A 4,001-nucleotide genomic window follows, 5' to 3' on the forward strand; every position below is an offset into this window, starting at 1 on the left:
AAGGAAATAGTCATTTTTTTGTTGCCTTCTGGGAATTCTCAAACTAATGATATATTCTGCCTACTTAGGGTCTGCTGAAAAAGTTTTTCGTGGGGGTAGGGTGTAGGGTGTGGGGTGTGGGGTGTGGGGTGTGGGGTGTGGGGTGTGGGGAAGTGGGAAGAATAAATAAAATAATCTCCTGTCTCCTGACGACCGGCTCCTGACTCCTGACCCTAACAACAATTTTTGATTTTTACAAGAGGTCTATGGTAAAACTGCCAATTTAATCCGGCTCTGGTCATTCTCGATGTTAATCTAGCGGATAGTCTCGAATTTGACCTACACTACATCTCTACACGGTTCTTAACTGGAACGAGTTTGATCGCTAGGAGATTGACTTTCCTCTAATTGAGCTTTGATTTTTACCGAGTCTTCAATCTGCTCGGCCTCTCGCTTAAATTCACTTTCAAATTCCTTGGATGCTTCTTGAAATCCTCGAATCGTTTTGCCTAAACTGCGACCGATTTCTGGTAATTTTTTCGGTCCGAAAACTAGCAGGGCAATCAAGAGAATTAACCCCATTTCCGGTAATCCAATTCCAAAAATATTCATTTTTTTGCTCCTAATAAAAAACTCGCGGTGGGCAATAACCCACCTGCCAAAGTCCGAGGGATAATTCTGCCGCCAAAAATGCCGACGAGATTGTTGGAATCTGCTTACTGACCCCAATCTACATTAAATCCTTCTAAAATTAGGGAGGAGTTGTAGATCTGTAAAATAATCAGCAAAAAGACTAAAAACAGAGCCATAAAAACTCCCATCAGCAAGGTAGTTCCCCAACCGGGAGAAACTTTACCATATTCCGAGTTGAGGGGACGAAGGATTTCACCTAAGCGTGTACGCTGTGCCATAAGTTACCAAGAAAGATCTGTAAATGATAATTTTGTATTGATCCGTAATTTGACGAAGTGCCAACCGGTCAACCCAGTGAGATAAAATCTACTGCTGTTTCCAGTGGAGCTTTTTTGGTCTAATTCCTAACGGAATCGTTTTTCGCCTGCCCTGCCACGCCCACAAGAATCTGCAAGCGCCTACAGTACGGGAATTATTCTAACATTGTTTGGTGATCTTCTCAGGATTTAGGAGATGGTCGATGGGAGTTGGGGTGATGGGGGAGAAGGGAGAAGGGAGAAGGGAGAAAAAAGCTGATCGATCAGTGATCACTGATCAAGTCTCCTTCGGTGCTATGATCGAGGGTGTAAAGTTTTATTGCAAAGGTATTCGTCTTGGTTAAGCTGAATACTGACAAAAGGTTAACAACACTACCTTAAACAAGCTCTCAAGAGAGGATACAGAGAACACATGGCTTACACACTTCCCCCTTTACCCTACGATTACACTGCCTTAGAGCCTTGTATCACCAAAAGTACCCTAGAATTCCACCACGACAAGCACCACGCCGCTTATGTCAATAACTATAACGGTTTGGTCAAAGATACGGAACTCGATGCTCTCTCTTTAGAAGAAGTTATCGTTAAGGTTGCCGGTGATGCCTCTAAAGCTGGGGTTTTCAACAATGCCGCCCAAGCATGGAATCATAGTTTTTATTGGGACTGCATGAAACCGGGCGGTGGCGGTGCGCCTACCGGTGCTTTAGCCGATAAAATTCAGGCAGATTTCGGCAGTTTCGAGAAATTTGTCGAAGCTTTCAAAACTGCGGGCGCTACTCAATTCGGTAGCGGTTGGGCTTGGTTGGTTCTCGATAACGGTACTCTCAAAGTTACCAAAACCGGCAACGCTGACAATCCTTTAACCGCCGGACAGGTTCCCCTCTTAACTATGGATGTGTGGGAACACGCTTATTATCTCGACTACCAAAATCGTCGTCCCGATTACATCAGCGACTTTTTAACTAAGTTGGTTAATTGGGATTTCGTGGCTGCTAATTTAGCGGCGGCCTAAAAATTTGGCTCAGTTAATCAGTTATCAGTTATCAGTTATCAGGGGTTGGGGAGCAGGGAGAAACAATCCATAAGTTGGGAGTTAATCGTACTATTAAAATTGGCCAATCTCTCTAATATTAATTATCCTTAAAAGAGATAACCAGAAAAAACTTTTTTAACATCGATCGCGCTTCTCGCACCATGGAACAACCTGTCAGTTGGATTATTCCCCGTCATCCCCGTCCCGATTATCCCCTGTTTGTATTTTTACCCGGAATGGATGGCAGCGGCCAACTATACCATCGTCAGATTAAAAACCTTGCCCCTTACTTCGATCTACGTTGTTTGGTGATTTCCCCGCAATATCTCGGTGATTGGGAGGAATTAAGCACCCTCGTGATCGCTTTATTGGAACAGGAATTAAAGCGACAATCGAGAAAAGTCTATCTCTGCGGTGAGTCTTTTGGCGGCTGTTTAGCCTTGAAAATAGCGACAAAATCACCAAAATTAATTAAAAAACTGATTTTAATTAACCCTGCTTCTTCTTTTAATCAAAGACCTCTTTTAAGCTTGGGAATCGGTATCACCCAGATGATGCCCGATTTCATCCACGGCAGCTCGGCACTAACTATTTTACCCTTTCTGGCCGCTCTCGGTCGCATATCCCGGGAAGATCGCCGCTCTCTCCTCAAAGCCATGCAATACGTCCCACTGAAGACGATTAGCTGGCGTTTATCCCAGTTACAACGGTTTCAGGTTAGTGCCAGCGAGTTAAAATGTCTGCAATTGGGGGTGTTAGTGATAGCCAGTCAAGGGGATCGACTGTTACCATCGGTAGCGGAGGCTAAACGCCTAATTCAGCAGTTACCCGCGGCAAAATTAACGATTCTACCCCATAGTGGTCACGCTTGCCTGCTGGAAACCGATATTCATCTCAAAGACATTCTCCATCACCATGCTTGTCTCCCCCGAAGCCTACCCGCAAAAAGTCACTGAGGATGGTTCTTATACCTTTTTTTCGACCGAATTCGGCGAATGTTATCATTCTACCTCTGGGGCAAGGGAAGAAGCCGAGAAAAAATTTATCCTCTCTAGTCGTCTGACAGCCAAAGCAGACCAGAGCAATAATCTGAAAATTCTTGACATTTGTTACGGCTTAGGGTATAATAGCGCCGCAGCCTTAGCGGCCATTTGGCAAGTTAGGGGGGATTGTCGGGTAGAATTATTAGCTTTAGAAAGCGATCGAGTGGTTCCCCTAGCGGCTATTAGAGAAAATCTCTTAAATAGTTGGAGTCAACCAATTCCCGAATATTTAAATGATTTTGCCCATAATCACCGGCTAGACCTGCCTAATCTCACGGCTAAACTGTTAATCGGGGATGCGCGACAGACGATAACCAAGGTGATTGACGCGGGTTTTCAAGCGGAGGCAATTTTTCTCGACCCCTTTTCCCCGGGTAAATGTCCGCAACTGTGGACGGTGGAGTTTTTAGCTTTAGTGGCGAAATGCCTGAGTCCGACGGGTTATTTAGTCACCTATTCCTGTGCTGCCTCGGTGCGAAGGGCTTTACAATTAGCAGGATTGCAGATTGGGGCCACCGATAGCGTCGGGCGGCGATCGCCAGGGACAATAGCCAGTTTTTTGTCCTTACCCCCATCTCTATCGGTACAGGAAAGGGAACATCTGCAAACTAAGGCCGCTATTCCCTATCGAGACGCGACTTTAACCGACCCGGCCGAAGTGATTATACAACGTCGTCGCAGCGAACAGGCTCTCTGTGACTTAGAACCGACTAGCCACTGGAAAAAACGTTGGCAAAGATCGGTTAGTTCGATCGAAATCTCGGAATGAGAATAGTGTGGTTAAATGCCTGATAATTCGGGCTTCTGTCGTTGTAATAGCAATTTTCTCAACAAAAACTACCTATCAGATTGTGGCCAATTGGTATAAGTAGGGTTTGCGGCAAAAAGTTTTTCGGTGGTGGCAGGGTGTGGGGTGTGGGGTGTGGGGTGTGGGGTTTTACCAGTTTTGAGGTGGCCAATTACCTAATTTTCAGGGAAAAAGTGCCTAAATTTCCC

5 protein-coding genes are annotated in these 4,001 nt (G+C 45.2%); 3 read left to right on the plus strand and 2 right to left on the minus strand.

The window, feature by feature from the left end; genetic code table 11:
• Positions 1 to 342 precede the first annotated feature (342 nt).
• Both PX636_RS09760 and psbH read right to left on the minus strand, forming a co-directional pair.
• The gene (locus tag PX636_RS09760; protein ID WP_061430888.1) at positions 343 to 591 is read right to left on the minus strand and encodes a TatA/E family twin arginine-targeting protein translocase; all 249 of its coding nucleotides are present in this window, start codon (positions 589 to 591) and stop codon (positions 343 to 345) included.
• 104 nt (positions 592 to 695) lie between these two features.
• Positions 696 to 890, minus strand: a complete 195-nt coding sequence (gene psbH / locus PX636_RS09765) for a photosystem II reaction center phosphoprotein PsbH (RefSeq protein WP_002736544.1) — start codon at positions 888 to 890, stop codon at positions 696 to 698.
• 451 nt (positions 891 to 1,341) lie between these two features.
• Here psbH and PX636_RS09770 point away from each other — a divergent pair, with 451 nt between their 5' ends.
• The 3 genes from PX636_RS09770 (at position 1,342) to PX636_RS09780 (ending at position 3,774) form a co-directional block, all read left to right on the plus strand.
• On the plus strand, positions 1,342 to 1,941 hold the full coding sequence (locus tag PX636_RS09770; protein ID WP_012267735.1) for a superoxide dismutase: 600 nt from the start codon (positions 1,342 to 1,344) through the stop codon (positions 1,939 to 1,941).
• A 182-nt stretch (positions 1,942 to 2,123) separates the two neighbouring features.
• A complete protein-coding gene (locus PX636_RS09775; protein ID WP_288116962.1) occupies positions 2,124 to 2,918 on the plus strand; it encodes an alpha/beta fold hydrolase in 795 nt (264 codons plus the stop codon).
• Entirely contained in the window at positions 2,878 to 3,774 is an 897-nt protein-coding gene (locus PX636_RS09780) for a tRNA (5-methylaminomethyl-2-thiouridine)(34)-methyltransferase MnmD (protein WP_041804328.1), read from the plus strand. The genes PX636_RS09775 and PX636_RS09780 overlap by 41 nt, the downstream gene beginning before the upstream one ends.
• The last annotated feature ends 227 nt before the right edge of the window (positions 3,775 to 4,001 follow it).

It is taken from the genome of Microcystis sp. M53598_WE2 (assembly GCF_030067735.1).
Lineage (GTDB): Bacteria > Cyanobacteriota > Cyanobacteriia > Cyanobacteriales > Microcystaceae > Microcystis > Microcystis aeruginosa.

Excerpts from the sequence above, each read along its gene's own strand:
- PX636_RS09760 (WP_061430888.1), bottom strand. The coding sequence starts at position 591 with ATGAATATTTTTGGAATTGGATTACCGGAAATGGGGTTAATTCTCTTG.
- psbH (WP_002736544.1), bottom strand. The coding sequence starts at position 890 with ATGGCACAGCGTACACGCTTAGGTGAAATCCTTCGTCCCCTCAACTCG.
- PX636_RS09770 (WP_012267735.1), top strand. The coding sequence starts at position 1,342 with ATGGCTTACACACTTCCCCCTTTACCCTACGATTACACTGCCTTAGAG.
- PX636_RS09775 (WP_288116962.1), top strand. The coding sequence starts at position 2,124 with ATGGAACAACCTGTCAGTTGGATTATTCCCCGTCATCCCCGTCCCGAT.
- PX636_RS09780 (WP_041804328.1), top strand. The coding sequence starts at position 2,878 with ATGCTTGTCTCCCCCGAAGCCTACCCGCAAAAAGTCACTGAGGATGGT.